Here is a 20,757-nt window from a genome sequence, read left to right on the forward strand (position 1 = left end):
AGAACAAATCTGCATAATTATGAAAATAAGACAACTACTGATAAGTTTTTTATTGGTTGCCAGTACTTTGGGAGCAACCGCACAAGTAAGCAAAACGTATTATGTCAGCAAGCCCGGCACATTGATCTCGATGATGACCGAAGAGGAAGCCAACAGCATCACCCACCTTACACTGACAGGAAAACTGAATGCGGAAGACTTCAGACATCTCCGCGATGAATTTCCCAGCCTGAAGGTGCTCGATATTTCCAATGCCGAAATCAAGATGTACAGCGGCAAGGCCGGAACGTATCCTAACGGAAAGTTCTACATCTATATGGCCAATTTTGTCCCCGCCTACGCCTTCTCGAATGTGGTAAACGGAATGACCAAAGGTAAGCAGACACTGGAAAAAGTGATTCTTTCCGAAAAGATAAAGAATATCGAAGATGCCGCCTTCAAAGGATGTGACAACCTGAAAATCTGTCAGATACGCAAGAAGACAGCTCCTAACCTGTTGCCGGAAGCTCTGGCCGACAGTGTGACGGCTATTTTCGTTCCATTGGGCAGCAGCGACGCCTACCGTTTTAAAAACAGATGGGAGAACTTTGCATTTATCGAAGGCGAACCGCTGGAAGCCACGATCCAAGTGGGTGCTATGGGCAAGCTGGAAGATGAGATTATGAAAGCCGGACTGCAACCCAGAGATATTAACTTCCTGACTATTGAAGGAAAACTGGATAATGCCGATTTCAAACTGCTTCGCGACTATATGCCGAACCTTGTGTCTCTCGACATTTCAAAGACCAATGCCACCTCTATCCCCGACTTTACTTTCTCTCAGAAGAAGTATCTCCTGAAGATCAAGCTGCCACATAACCTCAAGACCATCGGCCAACGGGTATTCAGCAACTGCGGACGACTTGCCGGAACACTTGAACTACCTGCCAGTGTGACGGCTATCGAGTTCGGAGCGTTCATGGGATGCGATAATCTGCGCTATGTGCTCGCTACAGGTGATAAGATTACAACGCTAGGCGATGAACTCTTCGGAAACGGGGTGCCAAGTAAGTTGATTTATAAGAAATAAAAATGAATTGAAATAGAATATGCCCTAAGATAAAATAACTATCATGGGTTAATTATCTTAGGGCATAATAAAGATTTCAGCATCAGATGGAGCTATTCATCCTGTTTTATTGATATCGGAGGATAAATATAATACTCTTCTTCTGAATCACTAACAATAATTTCAAAAGGATCTTTCTTTTTTATCTGAATAGTATCACGAGGATAGGTAATCTGATTGATCATTGATTTATCTTCAAATTTATCAAGCCTTCGTTGATAATCTGCCGGTATCGGAACATATAAAAACTGACAATCCTTTAAGTAATTATAAAGCTCTTTGCCTCGATCTTTCCCTACATAATTCCACCGATTAAAAAACGGTCTAAAAACAGGATGAGTTTCTAAATCATGAAAGCTCTCTATAGATCCCCAAATAACTTCATTATCATATAATGTATTGGCACCTAAACCTGACATTTTCGTATATAATGAAATAGTATCCGCACCATTTATCATTAAAAAACGACCAATTTCTCCATACTCTGAATTATTCCAATCCGGATGATAATAGAGATGACTATTAGAACCGAACATGAGAGCTTTATCGGTGTGATTATACACGATAAATTCAAAATTAATAATTTCTGGAAGAGTGTCTCCCTTTATCAATCCTTGAGGACTAGGTTGATACTCACTCTCCCATACACTTACTAACTCCAAGTCAATCGATATCTCATTTTCTTGGGCATATACATTTGTTAGTAACAATAGAATAACACATGTAAAACCGATTACTCTTTTAATGATTACGATTGATGTAATATTCATATTCTCTCCGTCTGATTTCATCTTGTTGGTCTTTAGGTAATTTTTTGAAGGTTGGATGATTCAATTGAGCATTATAGCATTTCCAGTGGGTACTTGTTTTTACTCCAGTTCATTATTCTATGCTCATAGTACTCATGAACACCTAAATATTACTCTTGATTAATAATAACACTCCCCAAATATATTAAAGAAATATTTTCATAATCACCAAAAGAGTAAAATAGAACACCCATCCAAAGAATATCCATTTACAGAGTTCTTTACCACGTATTTGATAGTCGAATAATATAAGCACTAATCCTATGATGAAAAACAACGGAAAGGGAAAAATAAATGCCATCACTTTCACCCATGTTGACAAAGGAAGATGCTGTTTTTCCACTTTCTTTTCTATTTCTACCTTAATAAGTTTTTCTACTTCTTCTGTAAAGTCCTGATACATAGATGGAGAAATTTCCCGTCTTTCCAATTCTTCTTCTGCGGCAATCACAGCATCAGCTTGATAATCCGCACGTTCTACAGTTATAATTCGCATTAATTCCACATCATCTTTCTCGGACATTATGGCAAAGTACTTATTTGTTTCTATATTTTTCATATATTATTATCAATGAATTACTATTAAAATCATACTAACTCCGATATGATTCACGAATTAGATTCCCGTTCATATCGAAGTTAGAGAAAAAGAGAACCTAATTGCCCCTACATTCACCTAAGAATATGGGCCCCAAAAAGAAGATTACAAAAATTATTCCCACATTCCTTTTTGCAGAATCATCTATTTTCGCAATCTCTTTTAGAAGATTGGTTTTACCCCCTTTTATCAGCCAACCAATTAGTACTACCAGCCACATAATCAGAGTACCAAGATAATCAATACCTCTCATCGTTTTTTCTCTTTTTATTAATATACAAAAAGCCATCTATACCATCATTCATCTTTTTAAACGCATTGGGATTACGATTTATTTCATCAAACCTTCTCATCTCCATATCATAAACAGAATGCTTAATCTTTGTAGGAATGTGAGGATTGGCATATTTAAATTTTAGCCATGAAACCGGCTGTAATTGTTTCAATAAACGGGAAGCAGGAAAACTCTGAGTAGCTACATTAATAAATCCATTTACTCTCTCATCAGGAGTTGCATATGTTCCCGCCCATGACTTACCCGTCAACCACACTTTCGGAGAATTCATTAAAGAATAAACTGACGATGCCGCATACTTAGCAGCTCCATCAATCAATCCTGTAGGAGGTTCATTAAGAGTAAGTTCTAAGTTACTTATTAAACTTGATACAGAACCTACATTGTCATACTTTCCTGTGATCTGCCATTGCCAGAACTCCGATTCAGAGAGATTTACTTTCTGATCTCCGTAATCAATATACTCTTTTCGTCCGATAAAGGTATTGTGAAACCAATTATTATGAGTCGTTTCTTTATAAGTTCTATCTGGATTATAAATAACTTTCATTTGTCCATCCGGATCAATCCAATTAATCGAATTATTTCCACAATATCCATATGGACTCTCCCAATAATACTTCTCCGCCATCGGGTCAACCACATGCCATCTTCCCAAAGCCGGATCGTACATCCTTGCTCCATAATCATACCTGTTCAAGCCATTATTCATATCCAACTCCTTATTATTATATTTATAAGGTTGTTTATCTCCGTGAGTACTCTCTGTAAACGACATGCCGAAAGGATAATAATGATTTGTTTGAGTTACTGTCCCGTCCGATTTAGCCACCACACGATTATTACCCAAATGGTCCTGCAAATAGAAATAGTAAATGCCATTTTCAATGTAGCCACCATCCACCAATATACGTTTTAAAGAACCATTTTCGTAAATCATGTTACCTATATAATCGGTACGATTCTCGGCAGAAGATTTATGAATGACGGATAACTTCTTTCCATCGGCAGAATAAACATACTCATGAGTAGATTTGTTTGTGTCATTGAAAGTAATCCGTCTTGGCAAATTTAATAAATTATATTGAATATCAGCTATACCTTTATTTAAATCTTTAATCAGATTACCATTTTCATCATAAAAGTATTCCACATCCTGCTTCGCACCATTCCTAAAATCCATAGATGATACCGAAAGATTTGAATCTGATGCAGTATCCTCAACCTTTATTAGCTGATTACCACGGTAATTTAGAGTCAAATTATCAATTATTCCATAGGTAGTATTCTGATTTCCGGAACGCATCAGAGAGACTATATTCCCCTGCTTATCATAGTTATAAGAAGTGTTAAAGTTATGATTGCGAATATTATTTTCAAGATAGTCCGCATAGAGCAACCGAGAAAGATTATCATAAGAAAAATCATAACCACGCTTTTTATCGCCATTTACACTCCAGTCCATACCGGAGATATTACCGTTGTAATAACGGGTATTGGTTGGGTTGGAACGGGTGTCATTATAATATAATGTCTCACAGAACAGAGGACTACTGATTGATTCAGTCCACGAACGGAGATTATAAGCATAATTCGTATGCAAATTAGATTGCCCATTCCGCCTGTTATGTTTCAGGCGCCCCAGTTCATCGTATTCATTATTGACAAGAGTCATTACCGGTCCATTATTTAAGCAGTGAGTGGTGGTTTGCAACCGGTCCGCATAATCATAGCTATATGAGTAAACTTCGCTTTGGGTCGCTTTGCCTGCAGCAGAATGGATATGCTTATGCTTTGTAGGCTGGCCAATAAAATTATAAGCAATATAATCTTTTTCAACTCCGCCGTTCAAACGGTTATTCGATTTACGTTGTATCACTCTGTCGTGATCATCATAATACATCACAGTATAAAGATAGGACTGCCCTTTTTCATCAAGACAGGCTATCATATTACCTGTAAGCATATCCCGGGAACTTGCCGAATGACGTTTGCCAAAACCTTCCGACTCTGCATTGACATCATAACAAACACCGGCATCTGTAGAAACCGGAAATCCGTTTCTGCCCAAGAAAGAGTAATCATCATAATACTTGACTGAAAGTAAGCTGGAAGAAGTCAAAGTGATGCCCGACAAGCTATAACCTTTATACGATCCACTGCCACCGGCAGAAGAAGAACCGGAATACCAAGAGGCACCGACAACCGAAGAAAGTAACGGATCGGCAAAAGGATTCAACGCATTCCTGCAAATCCCCGAAAAACATTCACGTCCGAACATATCCGGAATGCTGAACGACCATTCACCACGACTATGCTGCTTACCGTCCTGAGAAAAAATCAACCGCTTTCCCTTATCATAGATATAAAAAGACCAGCTACAACCCGGAAGTTTCTTGGCTATCTGGAGTTTACGACTATTGTACTTGTATAAAAAGGCATATTGCAGAAGCGTCGCATCCGTATTACTCATCCAACTTGTGGAACTGCCACTTCCAAACATGGAAGAAGCTGCCGGAGGAAGTACAGCCACCCGATTGCCGAAATCGTCATATATATAGTAGGTATCATATAGTTCCTTATTTCTTCCGGTCTGTATGATCTGACGGGTTAAGACAAGCTGATTCAGTTTGTCTTTAAATTCGAAAGACGGATTACCATCTTCATCTTCCACACGGGTGACATAAAGTTGCCCTGTCGCATAGTTACCAATGCGACTGATTCGCATGACAGTATCACTTACGTTCGTTGCAGTGAAATGGATACAGTTCAATGTATCCGTACCTGTCATATTGGTCAGATAGGTATTTTTCACACTATGATGATTATCCTGCCAGCCTTGTCCGGGACCGTATTGTTCGAGAATACGATTCAGCGGAGAAGCTTCATATACCGGACGGGAGTAAGGAACGTTATCACCATACGTAGCTATCACTTTACTTTTTACCACATCAGGAAGAATGAACTTTCCTCCATTATCTTGAAATGCAGTGGGCAACCATTGCTTGGAACTTCGTCCCTGGGCATCATATTCCTGATAGGCTACTATATCATTCTTGCTCTGGGAGTATTTCAAGACAGATTGTTCCAAACGTCCCAAACCATCGTAATAGTCTGTCTTATCCTGCCATCTAATACCTGTTTCCTGCGTATAGGTACGTGTAGCAACATAATTCTTATCACGGGAACGTACATTATCAAAGTGCTCATATCCCTGAACCCGGAGAGCTATCTCACCATTATTCTTACTGCCTTCCGCTACAATATAATATGTACCTGCAGATAAGTTTGAAACATAAAGATTTTTATCATTATTTGTATCCAAAGTCCCTTTAAGAAAATCAGCCTCATTTAGCAAATAAACATTTACACCTCCTTCAACAGTAGAAGAAGGAACTGAAACAAGAATATCCATAGGAGAGTTAATTTTCAAACGGTAATACACATCTGATGTAGTATTTCCATGATAGAAATCAGTAAAAAATTCCGTATTGAATGTATCCTGAAAATCTAATGGTAATATCACAGAGTCTATATCAATCGGTTTTTCTTTTTTATCTCCTTTCAGGATGTCTGTACTACCTGATATATTTAGCTGTATATTTCTTTTCGCTTTAATAAACGAACGTATCACATAATCTCCTGCATCAAGCATTGCTTTTTTTATCAATTGACTCCCATCGCTTGTTGCCAGTATTGCACCCGATTTTTCCATTATTTCTATTGAATGGAAAGACTCAACCGTTTGTTCCGGAGAGAGATTAATTTCCATTGGATAGTTCAACCTTACAGAAAAGAACAATTCCTGCGAATCGTCAAAATCAAACAAACCAGAGAAATGATAGTTAAAATCATCCGAGAAGTCCCCTATTTCCATCGGTGCTTCCATAGAAGTTCCCAAAGGATTAATATAGATATTACTAGTAATTTCTCCATTATAATCATTCCCAAATGTTGATGCTCCTTCACACTGAAAGATATAATAACCAGGCTGCAGTATTTGTACAAAAAGTGATCCAATCACTCCATGACCAATATTCTCTTCCAAATGAAGATTCAGGTAAGGTAGTAATTTTATTTTCTCCTCCATCTTTTCTACATAATTACCCGATGTAACAGGGTCTCCCACATCAACAAGATTATCCATAGGTTCACTTAATGGGAAATACAGCAAATGAGCTTCAACATCCTCTAAGCTCGATCCATTGAAATGGGAAACAATGAGGGTTGGGCGATATATAGAAAAAGAGAAATAAATATCATTATTCTCATTCCCATAATTGTTTGTCCCATTTCTGGTATCATAAGTCTCGCGAACAATCACTGGTTCAAGAATCTCTCCCAAATCAGTCCATAGATCACTTTTACGTAATTCACTGATAGAATTACCCGGTTGAGCGTTACTATCAATGGATAGCAATGTCATTATAAACATACAATATAAAAAATTCTTCATATCTGATTGTTTTTAATAAAGAGAATTAATAAGCAAAAGGATAGCCGCCTATAACGTATATATCTTCATGACCGGTATAATACTCAATGTTATAGTTGATATCGAAAGCATAAGGAGTGGATTTTATAGAAGGCTCCTCATATGCCCAATGATCATCTTGAGGTGCAACCCGAGTATCTCTATAGAATCTTCTGGGTACGTAAACCTTAATAGGCTCATAGTCTTTGAGTACATCTCCCGTATCAGCGATTTTGCGGCTGGGTGGTATTTCGTAATAATCGGTAACGATGCTTCCCTGAACTCCCCAATCAAACGTCAGATAATAATCCTGTTCCATGGGATTATAAACAGACACGATTATATTCGAATTACATTCTGCATGCTCATTAGCATATTGCTGACCATTATTCCGCAAATCGATATAGGCTTTCTGATTAGCGTCTTCCTGTGATAAAGTTGAACTATATTTCTTTGCAGGCACTACATAATCGATAGATTCCCCCATTTCTCCTAAAGATGCGTCACAAGTATTCCGGGTAAAAGTTTCTCTGATTTGCTCATTATAATAAGTCAATTCAGGTTCTACGGATTGATTCTGATAAAAATAATCATATTCCTTAACGACATTCATATCGTTATCCATCACAGATACCAGCCTGCTAAAGTCATCATATCTATAAGACTCCGTTACTCCCCTTTCATTAGTCGCACTCCTCAATCCTATGAGAGGATAATAGCCATATGTAGTTATCGAAGCATCCTTAGGATATACACGTACATCGTCTATAGGGTATACTCCTTCATTTATTGAATCCCGACCATTGACAAAATCATGCTTCATATACTCCCACTTCCCATTCTTAAAGACCTGATAATCTATTACATATTTCCTTTCCGGATTCGTCACTAAAGACACCGTATAAGGACCGATACAACTATTATTACTATGATATCCGAAAGAAGCAGGACGTAAATGAGTGGTTTCAAAGTTCTCATAGAATACATCATCTGTACCACTTGTCTCGGGAGCAATACTTTTTCTTGTCCAATAAGAGAAATGAATATCTCCGTCATATACATTTGCTGACGATTCCTTACACGCATCAGTACTAAGAATACTAAATGTATGATAACCGGCAGAGACATAGAATGTTGCACTGTACGTATAGGCATTTTGATAGTCAGTCCAAGGCTTGCCCATGTTATCAGAGCTTCTCATCTGAACCAGATTGAAAGCCTTATTGTCAAGATGTCCTGATACATACCAGTTAAATCCTAACGCTCCGGCAAGGACTATTTCAACATCACCCGCTTTTGATGTATAAAAGTTATACGATTTCACATTAGCCGACAATGAACTGTATTTCAGGTTTACGTACTTAGTCGTTCTCTCATCCCTATATTGAGGAACGGACTTGAAAGTATTTCGGGCATTTACCACTTTAGCCACAGGATACAAGCCTTTATATCCCCATATATAAGCCGTCTTGACACCAGCCTTATCTGCTATATTGGCCGGATTACCGTATGAATCATAATCAAGATATTCCATCTCGAGCGCACATCGATTGTCCATAGAATATTGAGCCGAGTTCAGCAGTTTGAAAGAGGAGTAGTCGCTTAACGGCACATCATTTTCCAACTTATACTGTTTATCCTGAACGGCAAACTGATCAGACAGCTTATATGTCATCACTTCGGCAGAAGTAACTTTTCCATTCCGCTTAACAACAGTTTCTACAGGATAAGACAACAATCCTTGTGCTCTCATAGTATCATAGACTTTCAATGGAGAGCCGGAGGAAATGGAACCGGAAGTTACACTATCATATTCTTCCATCAAGTCGGAAATATATTTAGTTCTCGCTTCCAACATACTGTTATCATTCGGATTATTAATATACTTTCTCGTACATGTCAGCAAACGATACTTATTGTACTCATATTCTTCCGTCTCATGTATAGAATCATGATCTGTATAAAGAATTGTTTCTTTCTTTTGTAAGAAAGGGAAATAGGTGTATATCTTGTTGGCACTGACCCGTATAGGAAGAGTATTCATAAGTGCGTACCGCTCAATTGTTTTAAGGTAATCTGACAAATCCGAATGATAGGTATATGCTTCCTTCTTTATCAGTTTCTGTGACGCATTGTAATAATCTGCAGATCTCAAAAGGCCACGATCAAGTTTTCTCGATGTATATTTATTATACATATCGTTATTCATACCTAAAGTAAAGTCAGCTGTAGAAGGCTCGTCTTGTACCCGATCATAGTTTGCAAAAGAATAGACAGTCTTTGAACCATCAAATAGTTTTTCTATCACTCTAGAGTATCCAATATGAAAACCGTCAGTCCAATTTATGTTGGTAGTAGACTTATTGCTATAAGAATACGGGCCCTTCAAATGAGTATATTTAAAGTCATAATCAACAGTACCAGTACCATTTGTGACATATCGGGGAACAACTGACAAAATACCACTGGAAGAATTATCTTCATTTTGATACAAATATTCTTTCGTTATCTTTTCGGATGAGCCCTTATTATCCGAAAAAATAACTCTTTTTATCCGCACTCCACCCGCCATTCCATTTTCCTGTTTTATCCCGAATGGATATTGTGTAGATATTCTTGAGTAACGATGCAATTCATATTCCAGACCAACTCTCCCTCCTGTAGGATAGGTTATTCCCTCCAGGATTTCAGCTTTCACATAAGTCGAATCCGGTTGTCTGTAATTATAAAGAGCATCAAAACGTTGAGAGTTTATCTGAGAAAGATACTTCTTACCATTATAATATCCCCAGTTGTCAGTTAACATCTGATTAAAAGCCGGTAATTTCAATGTGTTATATTGAAATTTATACTTCTCAGTATTGTTGACCAATAAAGAATCAAGTTTCAGCCGTTCGCTCTGCTGGTCTGTATAGTAGAATTTAATATTTTTTGTTGTCGCTTTAATTTCATCCAGTTTATAGGAATAGGCCTTCTCTTTTATTTTATCAATAACAGCTCCATAGTTATCTTTTAAAAATAATTTCTGTTGGTCATAGAAACCGTCAGTCGCTAAATCGTTCCTTTTTGAGGAAACAAACTTCAATTCATCCCCATTACTAGCCTTGATACCCGTTAACAGAGATGGATAAACTATATCATATTTCTTATCTACTAATAGCAAAAACTGGGGATCAACAGTGGAAGGAAGATTATAAAGAGCGGGAATCGTATTGGATTTAAGATTCTCACCGGAAAATTTAATCGTAGAAATATTATGATGATCAAATCTTTCTACGATGTTTACATTTCCTTTATCATAATTAAAAGTGAGATTTTCCTGATTGGGTAATATTATTTTCTTGATATGCCAAGTGGATGCTGTAGCTAGTAAACTGGAGTGAAAACTATCCCAAATCATACTATGACTCCCTATCTGATCACCATATACACTATAGTGACTATCATAATCAGGATCTTTAGAATACGCACAAGACAGGTCAATACTATTAATATCTCCACCAAAGATATAGGTAAGTCCTTCCGAATCAACGATTGTTATTTCTGTAATCAACACAGGTCTGGATTCGATATACAACTTGGGATGATATGTTTTGTTTAGATGAGCATTAGTCCATTCCGTATCTGCAAGTAACACATCAGGTATTTTCCCAACTTTCACATCCTTTACCTTAAAGTACGAACTATTTTGCGATGAGATTCTTGTTTGTATTTCTCCTTCCTTATCTTTATACATAAAGAAGGAAGCATTTATTTTTCCTATATTTATTATAAATTCATCCAAGTCGGGCTCATGAAGATAATCTTCATTATAAATGAAAGGATTATAATATTTATTTAAATTAGATTCCTGATCCCAGTTCGTATTAGCAGTTCTGTCCATATACTCATTAAATGTATAGACTTCATCAATCATCCCATTAGCAACTCTGTATATTTGTCCACCGGTAATGGACCAACCTAAGCCTACATTACCAACAGGAAGATCAACTTTGTTGCCTTCCGAATTATATAGCAATTGTATATCGTAAGAATAATTTTTCAGTGCTATGGAATACAGAGGGATAGCAATATTTGCTCTTCCGGAATGCAAGTCAACCGGCAGTGACTGTACTCGTAGCAATGAACCAACTCCCGGACTCGGAGTATCATATTTTAGCATTGACTGCGAAAATATAGGCTGAAAGAGGAAAGTAAAAAGAAACATGAATAAATATCGTATCTTTCGTTCTGTTGGTCCCGATGTATATGTTAACACAGTACAATACTGATTCAAATTATGATATTTAAAACTATTTTTCATATGCTGTTTTTATATTAATTGCAATAAGCTTATTTTTAAATAAAAATCACAGGTTATACAAAATGCTATCGCTTCGTTCTATTATGAATAAAACTAGCCTCCTGTTTTGTACACCTGTGATTTACGAACTTACAGATTCATCGCATTACCGCCCAGCGCTCCCAGCACTGCCGAAGCCACCGCGATGACTACTTTCAAAATGGTATCCCAGAGGGATCTTTTGACTGCCATAACTTTACACACCTCCTTTCCGACTCTTTACATGATTGATTACTAGGCAATCATCACTAAATGATTGATTACTCCTGAAAACTTTCCTCCTTTACCTCAAAGCACGGACATGCCTTGATCCACTCCTCCGGCTCGATCTCTCCATTCCCGTTGCGGTCCGGTGACAGGTCACGATGGCCGCACACCCGGCAACCGGGGAATTTCACTTGCAACTGATGCACCAGCAGCCGGAGTGCTGCCCGTTGCTCCGGCGTCCGGGTGTCCGCCGGGCGTCCCCGGCAGTCCAGACCGCCTTCGTAGCAAATTCCGATACTCTCCGCATTAAATCCACGTGCGTGCGCACCGATCCGCTCGACAGGACGGGTAAGAAGCGTTGTACCGTCCCTGCGGATATAGTAGTGATAACCGGTACCGTTGAATCCACGCCGACGGTGCATCGTGTCCAGATCAAAAGCTGTCAGTTCCTTGTCTTCACGGGTGGCGGAACAGTGAATCACGATCAGACTGATCTTTCTCATACCTGTTGTACGGTTCATGATCGGTTGCTTCTAGACAGTCGGGTCCGGAGCTTCCTCGTCACCGCCGTCGCCTCCGCTCCCACCGCCCGGGTTAGGATCGGGAACCTCACTTCCGCCTTCACCACCATTCAGCGCCTTCAGTTGCTGTTCCAAGTCTACAAAATCCAGACGGTCTTCCGCACGGGTAGCGGCAAGATTGGGACGTACACTGGCGGATGCCCGGAAATTGATACGGACCCAGTGGATGTTCTCCGGCAGACAAGCCTTCTTGGTATCAGTCCCCACCGTAGTGGCGGACAGGCTGAATACTCCAAAATTCTCAATGTTCACGGCATGGCCGTTGTACAACTCACTGCGCATCACCTCCACGAAGTTTGTTAGTACACTCTTGATATCGCCCAGCGTGAGCGAACTCTTCTCCTTCATCTGTTTGGCAATGGTATCCAGAGTGGCGGGCTTTCCCCACGTGATCAGCTGCGGATAGAATTTGCCCGTACCTTCTTTGTCGAAAGGAGACTTACGTAAAATCTTTTTAAATGTCACAGACATAATTTTCTTCTTCTCTTTTTAATGAATGAATTTCCAGTTATTTTCTCTCTGTTGCCCGGGTGAAGGTAGCGGTGACGTCTTCCGGCTTCTCCTCTCAGGAACACGACAAAGATAGGGAATAGCCCCTCTACGGGGTTACATACAAGTGCGTAGCGACACGTAGCGATGTGCAGCGGCACGTACTTTGACTCACTGACTCTCACTGTTCTTTACTGACAGGCAACGGTATCTTTTTCTTTCCCGTTCAAAGTGATTATTCCGCTCATCCGCTTTGTTTTGTCTGAATAAATACATACCTTTACAGTATAATAATCAGGCGAATAGCCGATATAAAGAACACCGATTATGGAAACTACACAAGAAGAATTTCAAGTCCGGGTCTACCTGAAAACGGAACTGGCACAACTGTATGCACCCCATCTGAATCCCGAAGCCGCATTGAGGAAGATGCGAAAATGGATCCACCGGAACCCCGAGCTCTACCACGAACTGTATGCCGGCACGGAAGGAAAGAATGAACTGGCATACAGCAAAAGGCAGGTGGCTGTTTTAGTGAGGTACCTGGATACTCCATAAGCACCTCTTCCTCCCCATGCGGAGATTTACACATTACTATATACGCGCAGGCGCGAAAGAGTATTTTATTTTTATAGAAAAAAAGCGTGTAACGGAGGGGTAGGACTTACCCCTCCGTTACACGCTTTTTTCTGTATTAAATAGTATATAAAAAGAATAAACAACAGAGATGATGAAGACACAAAAAGAAGTTGTATCTTTGCGACATTTTTAAACGAAACATCTTTTAACAATAAGCACTAATTATTAAAAACATGAGTAAAAAGACATTTTCTCCGAAGGCTTCATTTACCAAAACAAGCAGGCTGTAACACTCGAAAAGGGAGAATTTCCTGCTATCTCACCGTTCATCACCCAACTGCTGGATAATGTCAACAGCATGTACCTCAACCGAATAGAGGTAAAACCATCTGACAGAAAGAAATTTCTCACACCGATCGTCCACCTCTGCTACGACCCCTCCTCTCCATTTAACATTAAAGGTCCCAAATTCTTCGCACAGTTGCTGTTTCTGACAGTAAATTTCCGGAAGAACGATCACCCGGATGAGTCTCTGAGCATAGAAGAAATTGATTATGAGATACAAAAGCTGAAAAGGCTTCTGCTTAACGATTAACATTTCGAAGATTACGTTAAAAAACTGTTTTTAGCTTCCTAAAAACAGTTTCTTTAATCCGACAAAAAGCTATTCCTTTGCAGCCTGTTAATAACGACAGCAATTAAAACTTATCAAAAAAAATGGAAATTATTACCATAACCGCCTACCGGGGGTTATCAGTTGTGTCAGGGAGTATAGATATCCGGAAGTTGTTCGAATTTATTCGGGGAAGTGTTTATCGGGACAAAATCCGGAGACTCCGGGAGACAATGGAAACGGGAGACACAGCGAAAGCAGACCGGATGAAGAAGCAACTGCCCTACTACACCGTCACGGCTACCTACGCTATGGAAAGACTGGCTTACAGCCTCGTCACGTATCAGGATATCATCATACTCGACTGTGATGACATGCCGGCAGAAAAGATTCCGGGATACCGCCAACTGGTGAACGACTGCCCCGACACGTTGGGAGATTTCATCAGCCCCCGCATGCACGGGCTGAAAATCTTCGTCTATCTCACCGGTGAAGAACCGGAAGCATTGCGCGCCGAACTGAATGCGCTCGGAACCATCGACCTCCCCACACTGGAACGTTACCACCACCGCATGTACGCCCTGGCAAGCCAGAAGTACGAAGAACTGCTCCACACGAAGGTCGACACCAGCGGAAGCGACCTTAGCCGCGGATTCTTCGCCTCACACGATCCGGAGGCTTTCCTTTCTCCCGAACGACTGGAGAATGTAAAGCCGCTGACCGTACGAGTGACGTTGCCGACCGAAGAAGAATGTAAAAACAAGAAACGCAGGAAATCCTCCCCACAGCCTCCGCTCCTCCCCACACAGGGAAACGCGGCTCCGATCGACCTGCAGGTGCAGCTAGACTTCCGCAAAGCCATGGAATACACCCGACGGAAAGAACGCCTTGAAACCGGAAACCGGGACAATTTCTTTTACTGCCTCGGCAACCAGTGCTACCGTCGCCACATCACGGAAGAGGAAGCCGTCAGCCTGACACGCAGCAGCTTCGGCGATATCCCCGACTTCGATCTCGAACAGCCCCTGCGCAATGCCTACCAATATACTTCGAAGACGGACCGGGAAGAAAAGGAAAGCCATGAACCGAAAATCTGCAAGATGATCAGATTCATGGATGAGTATTACGAAATCCGCAGAAACATCGTGAAAGAGCTGATCGAGTTCCGTCGTAAACCGACGACAACCGATGAAAAGGCGTCTTCCGACTTCGCCATCCTGCGTGCCAAAGACGTCAATACGTTCTACATCAACGCACAAATGAAAGGAATCTCTTGCTCGCAAAACAGCCTCAAGGCACTAGTAGACTCTGATTACGCCAAACCGTTCAATCCCTTCACCCACTATTTCTTTTCTCTCCCGACCTGGAACGGCAAAACCGATTATATCGCCCAACTGGCACAGAGGGTCAAAACCACCGACCCGGCTTTCTTCATAGACAGCCTCCGCCACTGGCTGGTGGGAATGGTGGCCTGCGCCATCGACGATAAAGTGCAGAACCAGCAGTTGCTGCTGCTCCACGGCGGACAGGGAAGCGGAAAAAGTACCTTTATCCGGAAACTTCTCCCACCGGAACTGGACACCTACTACCGTTGCGGCATGATTATACCCGAAAACAAAGACCATCTGCTACAACTCTCTTCCAGTCTCATCATCGACCTGGACGAGTTCGACACCCTTCCTTCCTGGCAAATGCAAAGCCTGAAGCGGCTGATCGTACAAGGCGTGGTGACGGAACGCAAAGTGTTCGACCTACAGATGAATAACTTCATCCGCCGCGCCTCGTTTATAGCCAGCACCAACGACCAGCACTTCCTGGTGGATATCCTCGAAAACAGACGTTACCTGATCAATACCATTTTGAGCATTGACAACAGCGGTCCGGTCAATCACAAAGGCATCTATGCGCAGGCACTGGCCCTCTACCGGCAAGGCTACCGATACTGGTACGAAAAGGAGGAGGTAACCTTCTTGAACAAGCGCAACGAAAGTTTTCGCCAGAAAGACCCGGTAGAAGAAAACCTGTTTTTCTATTTCCGTGCGGCTAAAGGCGGAGAGATACAAGCGAAATGGTATCCTGCCTCTTATCTGCTCTCTATCCTGAGTCTGAACGGGCGTACTCAGTCCAATCCCCAGACACAGAAAACATTGGTGACGGTGCTCGAAAAGAACCATTTTATAAATCGGAACGGCAATTACGGAGTAACGGAATATAAGGTGGTGGAATACACACCGGAAGAACGAGAAGCCAATTCGACGTTGCCGCAGATTCCTAAACAGGGGAATTTTGACTTGTAGATGAAGAGCTTTTCGAATCATGACCTCTGAGCGGTGAGTGATGAGCCAGCCGTGAATGCCGGACAGGATACTACGACAGCTGACAAGCAATGAAAAGGAAAGGGAAAAGCAATGTGACGACAGTCAACAAGCATTTCCCTTTATTTAACAGTAAGGTAATATCAGTATTACCTTCTATGCATATTCAGCGTATCTGACGGATGAAGCACATTACTTGTCACCGTACATCTTGGCTCTCAACTCCTTGATATGGTCGGAAGTGATGTATTCGTCATATTCCATCATCTTGTCGATGATACCGTTCGGTGTCAGCTCGATAATGCGGTTGGCAACCGTCTGAATGAACTCGTGGTCATGAGACGAGAAGAGGATATTTCCTTTATACGTCTTCAGGTTATTGTTGAAAGCCTGGATAGATTCCAAATCGAGGTGGTTGGTCGGAGTATCCAGAATCAGGCAGTTCGCATTGCGGAGCTGCATACGGGCAATCATACAACGCATCTTTTCACCTCCGGAAAGTACACTTACTTTCTTCAGCACTTCTTCGCCGGAGAAGAGCATACGTCCGAGGAAACCCTTCATGTACACTTCGTTGCCTTCACCAAACTGACTCAGCCAGTCCACCAGGTTGAGGTCTGTGTTGAAGAAGTCCGTATTGTCAAGAGGCAGGTAGGCCGTTGTGATGGTCACCCCCCAGTTGAACTGTCCGGCATCCGGCTTCATGTTTCCGTTGATGATTTCGAAGAAGGCAGTCATCGCACGCGGATTGCGTGAAAGGAATACCACTTTGTCGCCTTTTTCGACGTTGAAGTTCACGTCGTTGAAAAGCACTACGCCTTCTTCCGTCTTCTTGCTCAGTCCGGAAACTTCGAGAATCTGGTTGCCCGGTTCACGTTCGGGAGTGAAGATGATGCCCGGATACTTGCGGGAAGAAGGTTTGATTTCTTCTACGTTCAGTTTTTCCAGCATCTTCTTGCGGCTTGTAGTCTGCTTGCTCTTCGCTACATTGGCACTGAAACGGCGGATAAATTCCTCCAGTTCTTTCTTCTTCTCCTCAGCCTTCGCCTTCTGGTTCTGCTGCTGACGGAGTGCCAGCTGGCTCGATTCATACCAGAAACTGTAGTTACCGGCAAACATATTGATCTTTCCGTAGTCGATGTCCACGGTGTGCGTACATACGGAGTCGAGGAAGTGACGGTCGTGGCTTACCACCAGCACGGTGTGCTCGAAATTGGAAAGATATTCTTCCAGCCAGGTCACTGTCTCCATGTCCAGGTCATTGGTAGGCTCGTCCAGCAGAAGGTTGTCGGGGTTGCCGTACAATGCTTGCGCAAGCATCACGCGCACCTTTTCCTTACCGCTCAGTTCACCCATCAATGTATAATGCTTGTCTTCCTTGATGCCCAGACCGCTCAACAGCATGGCTGCGTCACTCTCTGCATTCCATCCGTCCAGCTCGGCAAATTTCTCTTCCAGTTCGGACACTTTCAGTCCGTCTTCGTCCGTGAAGTCTTCTTTGGCATACAATACTTCGCGTTGCTTCATGATGTCCCACAACACGGTGTGTCCCATCATTACAGTATCCATTACCGTGTAAGCATCCCATTTGAAGTGGTCCTGGCTCAATACCGACAAGCGTTCGCCCGGTCCCAGGGCAATCGTACCGGTAGTAGGGTCGAGATCTCCGTAGATCGTACGGAGGAATGTAGATTTTCCCGCACCGTTCGCACCGATAATGCCATAACAGTTACCACTTGTAAATTTCAGGTTTACGTCATTAAACAATACTCTTTTACCAAACTGCACCGAAACGTTTGAAACTGTAATCATCTTGATATTTACTATTTTACTATTTACTATTTGCTATCTACTATTTTTTTGAGTGTGCAAAGGTAGGCATTTAAAATGAATTATGAGCTATCCGGAATGTGTCAATCTGGCATAAATATATTACCTTTGCAGCGTTTTTGGCAAAATGACCATATTGGCAAAGTTTTTGCAGATGAAAATTTTAAATCATAGATCGTAAATAATAAAATCATAAATAATAAGATGGATCCAAAAGAAAAAGAAATGAAGGCTGAAGAGCTGAATGTGGAAGAAACTCAGAATACTGCGGAAGAGCAACCGCAAAACGATCAGGCAGAAGAGGCCGCTCCCCTGACTCATGAGGAGCAGTTGGAAAAGGAGCTGGAAGAGGCACAGACTGCCATCGAAGAGCAGAAGGACAAGTATCTGCGCCTGTCTGCCGAGTTTGACAATTACCGCAAACGTACCATCAAGGAGAAGGCGGAACTGATTCTGAATGGTGGCGAAAAAAGTATCAGCAGCATTCTGCCGGTGATCGACGACTTTGAGCGCGCCATCAAAACGATGGAAACTGCCAAAGACGTGAGCGCCGTGAAGGAAGGTGTAGAATTGATTTATAATAAGTTTATGGCTGTCCTGGCACAGAATGGCGTGAAGGTCATCGAAACGAAAGACCAGCCGCTGGATACGGATTATCACGAAGCCATCGCTGTGATCCCTGCCCCGTCGGAAGAACAGAAAGGTAAGATTCTGGACTGCGTACAGACGGGTTATACGCTGAACGACAAAGTGATTCGTCACGCTAAAGTGGTAGTTGGGGAGTAAATACAAAAGTTAGTTAGGAAGCATGGCAGAAAAAAGAGACTATTATGAAGTGCTGGAGGTGGCAAAAACCGCCACAGTAGAAGAGATTAAAAAGGCTTACCGCAAAAAGGCAATCCAATACCACCCCGACAAGAATCCGGGTGACAAGGAAGCGGAAGAAAAATTCAAGGAGGCTGCCGAAGCGTATGACGTGCTGAGCAATCCGGACAAGCGTTCGCGTTACGACCAGTTCGGGCACGCAGGAGTGAGCGGTGCAGCCGGCAACGGAGGCCCGTTCGGTGGTTTCGGTGGCGAAGGTATGTCTATGGATGATATCTTCTCCATGTTCGGTGACATCTTCGGAGGTCGCGGCGGCGGTTTCGGAGGTGGCTTTGGAGGTTTCAGCGGTTTTGGCGGTGGCGGTGGTTCACAGCAGCGTCGTTATCGTGGCAGCGATCTTCGCGTCAAGGTAAAGATGTCTTTGAAAGAAATCTCGACAGGAGTAGAAAAGAAGTTCAAACTGAAGAAATATGTGCCGTGTAGTCACTGTCATGGTACGGGTGCCGAAGGCGACGGCGGTTCGGAGACTTGTCCGACCTGTAAAGGAAGCGGCTCGGTGATCCGCAACCAGCAGACGATACTGGGTACAATGCAGACCCGTGCCACCTGTCCTACCTGTAATGGTGAAGGCAAAATCATCAAAAACAAGTGTAAGGAGTGTGCCGGAGACGGTATCGTATACGGCGAAGAGGTAGTGACGGTGAAGATTCCTGCCGGAGTGGCAGAAGGTATGCAGCTCTCAATGGGCGGCAAGGGTAATGCCGGAAAGCATAATGGCGTGCCGGGCGACTTGCTGATTCTCGTTGAGGAAGAACCGCATCCGGACTTAATCCGCGACGAAAATGATCTGATCTATAACTTGCTGCTGAGTTTCCCGACGGCTGCGCTGGGTGGTGCTGTGGAAATTCCGACTATCGACGGCAAGGTGAAAGTGAAGATCGACTCGGGTACACAGCCGGGCAAAGTGCTCCGCCTGCGCGGAAAAGGTTTGCCGAATGTCAATGGATACGGTACAGGTGATTTGCTGGTGAACATCAGTATTTATGTGCCGGAAACATTGAATAAGGAGGAAAAGAATACGCTGGAAAAAATGGAGGCTTCGGATAACTTCAAACCGAGCACGTCGGTGAAGGAGAAGATCTTCAAAAAGTTCAAGAGTTTCTTTGACTAGGCTTTCTTCTTTAAGAGATAATAGCCTGCCACACAGATACAATAAAAGCTCCGGCATTCGTAGGGAATGCCGGAGCTTTTTAATTTTCCATGCCTATTATTTTCACAATAGTGCGTACTTGATATTACAGTAAATGAATGGATGACAACTCTTTCGTCAGAGCTTGAATACCCTTCTGAATCTTTTCCAGTTGTTGTCTGCGCGGTTTATGCACACCGGCGGCATAATGCCATAACTGACGTTCGTTAATTCCGGTTATCCGGCTCAGGGCTGCTTTGGTGAAGATATTACTGTAATAGTTTATAAAGGTAGCAGCGTCAACCTTAAACTTCAATTCCAATTCTCCGGACAATAGTTCACAAGGATTGGGATTATCTTCCAGATATAATTCAATCGCTTCCTTCATATTTTCCTCAATCTCTCTCATGTCATTTCCAACAGTGATAACCGGAGCACCTTCGATATAAGCACTCAAGTTCTTCCCTGCGTATTCCACAATTACTTCTACTGTTTTCATTTTC

The 20,757-nt window shown here is 42.0% G+C and carries 15 protein-coding genes; 6 read left to right on the forward strand and 9 right to left on the reverse strand.

Features of this window, described 5'->3' with window-relative positions; all coding sequences use genetic code 11:
- Positions 1-19 precede the first annotated feature (19 nt).
- A complete protein-coding gene (locus BLW31_RS04440; RefSeq protein WP_010537755.1) occupies positions 20-1,069 on the forward strand; it encodes a leucine-rich repeat domain-containing protein in 1,050 nt (349 codons plus the stop codon).
- Positions 1,070-1,161: 92 nt separating this feature from the next.
- On the opposite strand, the gene BLW31_RS04445 is transcribed toward BLW31_RS04440, so the two are convergent.
- The 7 genes from BLW31_RS04445 to BLW31_RS04475 form a co-directional block, all read right to left on the reverse strand.
- The gene (locus tag BLW31_RS04445; protein WP_010537754.1) at positions 1,162-1,899 is read right to left on the reverse strand and encodes a hypothetical protein; all 738 of its coding nucleotides are present in this window, start codon (positions 1,897-1,899) and stop codon (positions 1,162-1,164) included.
- A gap of 163 nt (positions 1,900-2,062) precedes the next feature.
- Complete coding sequence (locus BLW31_RS04450; protein WP_010537753.1) at positions 2,063-2,476, reverse strand: hypothetical protein; 414 nt, start codon at positions 2,474-2,476, stop codon at positions 2,063-2,065.
- 278 nt (positions 2,477-2,754) lie between these two features.
- Positions 2,755-7,266, reverse strand: a complete 4,512-nt coding sequence (locus BLW31_RS24665) for a DUF6443 domain-containing protein (RefSeq protein ID WP_050544926.1) — start codon at positions 7,264-7,266, stop codon at positions 2,755-2,757.
- A gap of 25 nt (positions 7,267-7,291) precedes the next feature.
- Entirely contained in the window at positions 7,292-11,446 is a 4,155-nt protein-coding gene (locus BLW31_RS04465; protein WP_029425519.1) for a DUF5977 domain-containing protein, read from the reverse strand.
- 270 nt (positions 11,447-11,716) lie between these two features.
- Positions 11,717-11,818, reverse strand: a complete 102-nt coding sequence (locus BLW31_RS24345) for a smalltalk protein (RefSeq protein ID WP_010537749.1) — start codon at positions 11,816-11,818, stop codon at positions 11,717-11,719.
- A 68-nt stretch (positions 11,819-11,886) separates the two neighbouring features.
- Complete coding sequence (locus BLW31_RS04470) at positions 11,887-12,336, reverse strand: N-acetylmuramoyl-L-alanine amidase (protein ID WP_029425518.1); 450 nt, start codon at positions 12,334-12,336, stop codon at positions 11,887-11,889.
- A 30-nt stretch (positions 12,337-12,366) separates the two neighbouring features.
- Positions 12,367-12,885: an HU family DNA-binding protein gene (locus BLW31_RS04475; RefSeq protein WP_010537747.1), complete on the reverse strand. Its 519-nt coding sequence runs from the start codon at positions 12,883-12,885 to the stop codon at positions 12,367-12,369.
- A gap of 345 nt (positions 12,886-13,230) precedes the next feature.
- Here BLW31_RS04475 and BLW31_RS04480 point away from each other — a divergent pair, with 345 nt between their 5' ends.
- The 3 genes from BLW31_RS04480 (at position 13,231) to BLW31_RS04490 (ending at position 16,392) form a co-directional block, all read left to right on the forward strand.
- A complete protein-coding gene (locus BLW31_RS04480; protein ID WP_010537746.1) occupies positions 13,231-13,461 on the forward strand; it encodes a DUF4248 domain-containing protein in 231 nt (76 codons plus the stop codon).
- 379 nt (positions 13,462-13,840) lie between these two features.
- Positions 13,841-14,077 (forward strand): hypothetical protein, encoded by a 237-nt coding sequence (locus BLW31_RS24350; protein WP_155520396.1) that lies wholly within the window; start codon positions 13,841-13,843, stop codon positions 14,075-14,077.
- 122 nt (positions 14,078-14,199) lie between these two features.
- Positions 14,200-16,392: a VapE domain-containing protein gene (locus BLW31_RS04490; RefSeq protein ID WP_010537744.1), complete on the forward strand. Its 2,193-nt coding sequence runs from the start codon at positions 14,200-14,202 to the stop codon at positions 16,390-16,392.
- A gap of 210 nt (positions 16,393-16,602) precedes the next feature.
- On the opposite strand, the gene BLW31_RS04495 is transcribed toward BLW31_RS04490, so the two are convergent.
- Positions 16,603-18,222: an ABC-F family ATP-binding cassette domain-containing protein gene (locus tag BLW31_RS04495; protein ID WP_010537743.1), complete on the reverse strand. Its 1,620-nt coding sequence runs from the start codon at positions 18,220-18,222 to the stop codon at positions 16,603-16,605.
- 222 nt (positions 18,223-18,444) lie between these two features.
- On the opposite strand from BLW31_RS04495, the gene BLW31_RS04500 reads away from it, so the two are divergent.
- Positions 18,445-19,026 (forward strand): nucleotide exchange factor GrpE, encoded by a 582-nt coding sequence (locus BLW31_RS04500; protein ID WP_010537742.1) that lies wholly within the window; start codon positions 18,445-18,447, stop codon positions 19,024-19,026.
- 22 nt (positions 19,027-19,048) lie between these two features.
- Complete coding sequence (gene dnaJ / locus BLW31_RS04505) at positions 19,049-20,236, forward strand: molecular chaperone DnaJ (protein ID WP_010537741.1); 1,188 nt, start codon at positions 19,049-19,051, stop codon at positions 20,234-20,236.
- A 124-nt stretch (positions 20,237-20,360) separates the two neighbouring features.
- Here the strand turns inward: dnaJ and BLW31_RS04510 are convergent, their stop codons facing one another.
- The gene (locus tag BLW31_RS04510) at positions 20,361-20,753 is read right to left on the reverse strand and encodes an antitoxin HicB (RefSeq protein ID WP_029425517.1); all 393 of its coding nucleotides are present in this window, start codon (positions 20,751-20,753) and stop codon (positions 20,361-20,363) included.
- Between the last annotated feature and the right edge of the window lie 4 nt (positions 20,754-20,757).

The sequence above is a fragment of the Bacteroides faecis MAJ27 genome (genome assembly GCF_900106755.1).
Lineage (GTDB): Bacteria > Bacteroidota > Bacteroidia > Bacteroidales > Bacteroidaceae > Bacteroides > Bacteroides faecis.

Coding starts and splice junctions, on each gene's coding strand:
- BLW31_RS24345 (WP_010537749.1), bottom strand. CDS start 11,818: ATGGCAGTCAAAAGATCCCTCTGGGATACCATTTTGAAAGTAGTCATC.
- BLW31_RS04450 (WP_010537753.1), bottom strand. CDS start 2,476: ATGAAAAATATAGAAACAAATAAGTACTTTGCCATAATGTCCGAGAAA.
- BLW31_RS04495 (WP_010537743.1), bottom strand. CDS start 18,222: ATGATTACAGTTTCAAACGTTTCGGTGCAGTTTGGTAAAAGAGTATTG.
- BLW31_RS04480 (WP_010537746.1), top strand. CDS start 13,231: ATGGAAACTACACAAGAAGAATTTCAAGTCCGGGTCTACCTGAAAACG.
- BLW31_RS04470 (WP_029425518.1), bottom strand. CDS start 12,336: ATGAGAAAGATCAGTCTGATCGTGATTCACTGTTCCGCCACCCGTGAA.
- BLW31_RS24665 (WP_050544926.1), bottom strand. CDS start 7,266: ATGAAGAATTTTTTATATTGTATGTTTATAATGACATTGCTATCCATT.
- BLW31_RS04500 (WP_010537742.1), top strand. CDS start 18,445: ATGGATCCAAAAGAAAAAGAAATGAAGGCTGAAGAGCTGAATGTGGAA.
- BLW31_RS04445 (WP_010537754.1), bottom strand. CDS start 1,899: ATGAAATCAGACGGAGAGAATATGAATATTACATCAATCGTAATCATT.
- BLW31_RS04465 (WP_029425519.1), bottom strand. CDS start 11,446: ATGCTAAAATATGATACTCCGAGTCCGGGAGTTGGTTCATTGCTACGA.
- BLW31_RS04490 (WP_010537744.1), top strand. CDS start 14,200: ATGGAAATTATTACCATAACCGCCTACCGGGGGTTATCAGTTGTGTCA.
- BLW31_RS04510 (WP_029425517.1), bottom strand. CDS start 20,753: ATGAAAACAGTAGAAGTAATTGTGGAATACGCAGGGAAGAACTTGAGT.
- BLW31_RS24350 (WP_155520396.1), top strand. CDS start 13,841: ATGTACCTCAACCGAATAGAGGTAAAACCATCTGACAGAAAGAAATTT.
- dnaJ (WP_010537741.1), top strand. CDS start 19,049: ATGGCAGAAAAAAGAGACTATTATGAAGTGCTGGAGGTGGCAAAAACC.
- BLW31_RS04475 (WP_010537747.1), bottom strand. CDS start 12,885: ATGTCTGTGACATTTAAAAAGATTTTACGTAAGTCTCCTTTCGACAAA.
- BLW31_RS04440 (WP_010537755.1), top strand. CDS start 20: ATGAAAATAAGACAACTACTGATAAGTTTTTTATTGGTTGCCAGTACT.